The 4,740-nt window shown below is 55.5% G+C and carries 3 protein-coding genes and 1 pseudogene; all 4 read right to left on the bottom strand.

The window, feature by feature from the left end; all coding sequences use genetic code 11:
- Positions 1-301: 301 nt before the first annotated feature.
- Positions 302-1,369, bottom strand: a complete 1,068-nt coding sequence (locus tag ABYT07_RS18975) for a tyrosine-type recombinase/integrase (protein WP_372993587.1) — start codon at positions 1,367-1,369, stop codon at positions 302-304.
- The gene (locus ABYT07_RS18970) at positions 1,258-1,533 is read right to left on the bottom strand and encodes a helix-turn-helix transcriptional regulator (RefSeq protein ID WP_372993586.1); all 276 of its coding nucleotides are present in this window, start codon (positions 1,531-1,533) and stop codon (positions 1,258-1,260) included. Before ABYT07_RS18970 ends, ABYT07_RS18975 begins: the two co-directional genes overlap by 112 nt.
- A gap of 407 nt (positions 1,534-1,940) precedes the next feature.
- Positions 1,941-4,169, bottom strand: a complete 2,229-nt coding sequence (locus ABYT07_RS18965) for an AAA family ATPase (protein ID WP_372993585.1) — start codon at positions 4,167-4,169, stop codon at positions 1,941-1,943.
- Positions 4,170-4,214: 45 nt separating this feature from the next.
- Positions 4,215-4,740 (bottom strand): annotated as a pseudogene (locus ABYT07_RS18960) (hypothetical protein); the annotation flags it as partial.

Genomic DNA, 4,740 nt, shown 5'->3' with positions numbered 1-4,740 from the left:
TGACAACGGCGGGGGGTGTCTGATCGACATGGCTATCGAAACGATGTGCGATCTGATCGAGAAGATTGCAGTATTAGAACGTGTGGTTAGCAAACAGACCAGCACCGAAACTAGCGCCACAGTCCAAGCGTTTTACTGTTGACGGGTATTTGGGCGGGTTGCTATGCGGCCTGCCTATTCTTAATAAAAATATCAGGGTGTTGTGGGGTTAATTGGAGCGGGTAGCGAGAATCGAACTCGTAACTAAAGCTTGGGAAGCATTAGGGGTTAGGGTATAACCTATTGCTTTTATTTGCATTAGTTATCTGTTCTGGGATTTATTCTGGGAGCCGGTGATTTTTGGGCCATCTCCAAGCACAGAATATCCGTCCAAAGCATCGCGCAGATCGTCCACTAAGACATGGGCGTATTTGGTTGTCGTCTCGATGCTGGAATGGCCCAGCAACTTTGACACAAGCTTTATGTTCTGCGTCTTGCGAAGCAGTCGGGTGGCGAAAGTGTGCCTTAGATCATGAAACCGAAAATCCTCAATCCCAGCTTCAAGTAGAGCTTTGCGGAATGCGGTGGGCATAATGCCGCCGTGTGGGTCGATCGGTTGGCGATCCAAGGTTTGCTTATTCAGGCGGGTGAAAACATGCCCGCGGTAGCGCAAGACATTCGAGCGGGGCAGAGCGGAAAGGAGTGCAGCTACCTCTCGGTTGATCGGGAACGTCATCAACTCGTCCCCTTTGAGCCGAAATGTCATTTCACCGTTTACGAGGTCAATGTCGGACCAGCGCAAATTGGTGATGGTAGCAACCCGCGCGCCTGTCATCAGTGCAAAGCAGACGAGCGGGTGATATTCATGAGGCAGGGCATGGAACAATCGTTCCTGCTCATCAAGAGATAGTTCACGCACAATTTCGCGGGGTTCTTTTGTTTCAGCAGCTTTCAGTTCAAGTGTCGGAATCTCGGCTTTGTAAAATTTGCCGATGTGGCGGATCGCGCGGCCCAACATTTGCAAACGTCGGTTGACCGTCGCGTTCTCGCAGTTCTCTCGATCTTTGGCGACATACATCAGGATATCTGCATCTGTCATCTGCGCGATTTTCTGTTTGCCATCCATGAGCTTTAGGATCGCGCGACATTGCCCTGCATTGGTACTCTCAGAAGGCGTACCGATCATCTTGTCCCTGTGATAGGTACCAAGGGCTTCTGCCAGGGTATACGAACCACCGGCCGCTCTTCGAGTCTTGGCATCTGCTCTGATCTGAGCTTCTACAGCTTTCGCTTCTTCGTAGTCTTCGGTGCCACAAGATCCTCGAAAGCGACAACCTTTGACAACGATGTCGTATTGATAGACGCGGGTTTTCTTTGTTCTGAATGGCATTCGGTACGGGCCTTTATATAATCTTCGATGTGATCTGGTCGGTATTTGATCGCGTTGCGGGTAACACGAACGCATCTGAGGCCCAGCGAGCGGCACTCTCGCAGGGTCTTGGTGCAAATACCCAGTCGGTCTGCAGCCTCTTGAGGTGACAAAAGGCGATTCATGAGCCTTCCCCCCCGCGCTGGGATGCAGCAAGGCTCAGACATTCCGCAATGGCCTTGGGAGACGGGTGACGTACGTTTGGTTTTGTTACCATTGTATTTTTGGTTTCTTGTTTTGGTTGGCGGTGATCCCCCCGGATCTCGAAATTCAAAATACTCAGTGGCGCCGAACCAACCGAGAAAAATCGCAATATTGGTCCAATAAATGGCCGGAAAGGCTATTTATGAGCGTTCGTTAACTCACTGTAATTTTTTTGAGAAATAATATTTCGGGTATTTTAGGCAATGCCTGTATCGCCGCATAAAACAACATGGTCGAGATATACGAGGCTTGATAGCGGGTTCATTCGCGACCTTCGAAAAGCCGGAGTGAACCCGTCTGCTGACATCGTAGCCTCTCAAGCCTTAGCTTAACCAGTTGAAGCTGATGTTGGTTGTCTTTCGTCCATGATGAGGTGGTCTATAAGGGCCCCTTTCAGAGCTTGCCCATCCATTTCACGCTGTTCCAAGAGCGCGTTGGCGACATGCTGGATCAGTTTTGCGTTGTCCTCAACGATTTCTTTCGCACGCAGATAGTAACCTTTGATGTCGGCGTTCACGACTGATCCGAGGGGGGCGAGGGGGTCGAGCTGCGCCAGCTTCACGGAACTGAGGGAGAGCAGGTTGTTTGCATAAAGACCCCATGAATATCTTGCTTTGAACGCGAGCTCTGTGGCCTGCGCCAGATCGCATTCTGCGCCAGTTGAGACTGATCCGAGAAGGACGGCTTCTGCGGCACGGCCCCCCAGGGTGACGGCGATCTGGTCACAGACGTTTTTCTTTGTCGCGGCAAAGGGGATCTTGCCGAGATAGGCCCCACCGCGGGCCGTAATGCGCACCATGTCGGGCAAGGGTAGGCCGAGAATATGTGCTACAACGGCATGGCCAGCTTCATGGATAGCGATGCGATGCAAATCCTCTTGGCGTCCCTCGGGGGCAACATGGTCGACAGCTGCGTGGAGGTGCTGGTTGCCGAGCGTCGTGTTGTTATGACGGGCGTTGCCCCGTGCGTCGCGGACGACGGCCGCGACCTGCGCGCCTGACATACCAAGAAGACGGTCGGCGACAGCTGCAAGATCGAGATCCTGAGCAGTTGCGCCCAGCTCAATCTCGCAGATCCGTTTGATCCCTGCGCGGTTGGGGTTCTCCAACGCCGTACGCCGATCAAAACGCCCGGGGCGGATGATTGCAGGGTCCACGTTCTCGGGCAGATTTGTTGCGCCGAGAACAATAACACCAGCAGTGTTATTGAGGGTTGTGAGGTGCTCGAGCAGGGCGTTGACGATTGCGGCGACATAGCCGGAGTTCCGGTGAGAGACAGATCGTTTGGAAAATGAGTCCAGCTCATCGATGAAGTACACGCAGGGGACACAGGCGATCGCCTTTTCTACGCTCTCGGATAATGTCCGAAGAAAATCTCCCTGATGGCCTGCTTTTTGACAGATACCGTAGCTGGTGGCGATGAGCGGGATACCGGCAGAGCCGGCGAGGGCATGGGCGAGAAGCGTTTTGCCGGTTCCGGGAGGGCCGTAGAGGAGCACCGATGACGTGACCTCCGACCAAGGAAGATTGTCTGCCTGCCACTGGCCGAGGTCACTGAGGAGATGCTTCATGTCCTGTTGCGCTTGGGGCGGGAGATAGATGGCATCAAGAGAGGGGCCGCGCGCCACGTTGCCTGTGTCGAGGCGACGGGTCAGTGCGAGGAGGCGATCTGCAACCTCAAGCGTGGTCTGCTCTGCAAACGCGCTTTTGACCAGCGGCATGGGCAATTCTTGCAAGGCAGCGTCGTTGGGGAAGCGACCGCGGATCGCGACGTCTGACAGCTTTCCGGTGATGGAATGGGTCTGCCGCAAAATCTCGATGACCATATCGCCCGTGACTGGGGGCAAGGTAGCAGTCCGCGTGCATAGCAGCTGCCCGCTGCGCGGCAGATCATCGCGGGTTCTTGCGACAACGATCACGTTGTTCCCTTTAGCGATCAGCCGGTCAACCTTGTCGTTGAACTCCTTGCGGCCGCGATGGCTTGATGCGGCCTGAACATTCGGAAGCTCCGCAACAGTGATGCCATGTAAGTAGATGCCTGCCTCATCAAGGGCCTGTGCGGTCTGTTCCAAGATGTCTGAGAACATTTCGAAGAAGAGCTCGCGTTCTGCATCGTCGGGAATAGACAGCAGCGTAACAGCTTGTGGTGACACAAGAGACCGCGCCATCTCTGGCGTATTGAAGATGGCCGCAAAGCGTGCGGCAAAGATCAAACGGGTCAGCGGCAGCTTTGCCTGCTGGAGGCGGTTAGCGCCATCGGCTGCGGTGGCATAGGGGTCAATGCCGCGCGACTGCCACTCCGCAATCTCTTCGGGTCCGAGATTGTCAGCGGCCGTGGTCTGGTATGAGGGCAGGGTGGGGACGTCTTCGGGCGTATCCGGAAAATCCATCAAGTCGTCGTCATTGTCGTCATCGAAGGGGTGCTTGGAAGGAGCAAACCGGGCAGGGGTATTGGTCCGCCGGTGGTTCTCGACATAGACGTGCCGGAGGAGACTCTGCATCAGGTCGAGAGTGAAGGCGGGAGTTGCGCTGTCGCGCACGATGGAATGGTGGGGCATTGGCATGCCTCCTTTTGTTCAATGAATAAGGGGAGAGAAGAGAGATCAGGCGGCGATGTCTGGAACCTGACTGTTGGTATCGGGAAAGCGCGTTTCGATCTCGTCGAGGAGGCGGTGGATGAAGGGGGCTGCCTCGGGGCGGTAGATCTCGCGGGTGACGTTGATGGCATCGCCATACTCGGCCTTGGCCAAAACCATGTCCGGAAACTGCGCGGTGAGCGTCCTGTGCGCGCGTTCCTCCTCTGCCCGGGCGTCGTGTCCGGTCGGCAGGTTCACGACACGCAGCACCTCCGTGGTGATGCCTTTGTCGATGCTCAGCTGGTGCCGGAGGCGCTTTGCCGGACGTGCGCTGTAGCCGAGCTTGAGAACGGGTCGTCCAGGAAGATCAATCCGAAAAATGTAGATGTGGGAAGGCCGCGCCGTTCTGCCAAGATTACAGCCCGAACAGGCGCAATCGCCCCAGAGCATGTTGCCGACCATAATGTCCTGCGTCTGTCCGCAGGTGTGACGATAGCTGCGATAGCCCGGTTTGCCGCTGGAGGCGGGACCAACGAGGTCCCAGCCGAATTTG

The organism is Sulfitobacter sp. (assembly GCF_041552635.1).
GTDB lineage: Bacteria > Pseudomonadota > Alphaproteobacteria > Rhodobacterales > Rhodobacteraceae > Sulfitobacter.
Note: the sequence above shows the minus strand (reverse complement) of the source record. Positions and strands in the feature narration are given on the sequence as shown.

What these genes read in the sequence shown, in the direction of transcription:
- ABYT07_RS18975 (WP_372993587.1), bottom strand. Translation starts at nt 1,369, where the DNA reads ATGCCATTCAGAACAAAGAAAACCCGCGTCTATCAATACGACATCGTT.
- ABYT07_RS18970 (WP_372993586.1), bottom strand. Translation starts at nt 1,533, where the DNA reads ATGAATCGCCTTTTGTCACCTCAAGAGGCTGCAGACCGACTGGGTATT.
- ABYT07_RS18965 (WP_372993585.1), bottom strand. Translation starts at nt 4,169, where the DNA reads ATGCCCCACCATTCCATCGTGCGCGACAGCGCAACTCCCGCCTTCACT.